We start from the raw sequence: 411 nt of genomic DNA on the forward strand, positions 1-411 counted from the left end.
AGTCTGATAGAAAGCGAGGAATAAAGTGACAGAGAAAAATATAATGGTTATTCCTGCTCGTAAAAGAGTAGGAAGTACAGCCGCAAAAGAAAAGATAAAGAAACTTCGTGTTGCTGCCTATTGCCGTGTTTCTACAGAAACAGAAGAACAAAATTCTAGCTATGAGGTTCAGGTCGCACACTATACAGAGTTTATAAAGAAAAATAATGAATGGGAGTTTGCTGGCATCTTTGCAGATGATGGTATCTCTGGTACGAACACTAAAAAGCGTGACGAATTTACTCGCATGATTGCAGAGTGTATGGACGGTAACATCGACATGGTTATTACAAAATCCATCAGCCGATTTGCGCGTAACACCCTAGACTGCCTTCAATACATTAGACAGCTCAAGGATAAGAACATATCAGT

General features: G+C 39.4%; 1 protein-coding gene. It reads left to right on the forward strand.

Going from position 1 to position 411, the window contains the following annotated elements; genetic code table 11:
* Positions 1-43: 43 nt before the first annotated feature.
* On the forward strand, positions 44-411 hold a 368-nt coding region (locus tag Q1X33_RS16630; protein ID WP_301996815.1), incomplete at its 3' end, for a recombinase family protein.

The sequence above is a fragment of the Enterococcus sp. B2E4 genome (genome assembly GCF_030499455.1).
In the GTDB taxonomy this organism is placed as follows: domain Bacteria; phylum Bacillota; class Bacilli; order Lactobacillales; family Enterococcaceae; genus Enterococcus_D; species Enterococcus_D casseliflavus.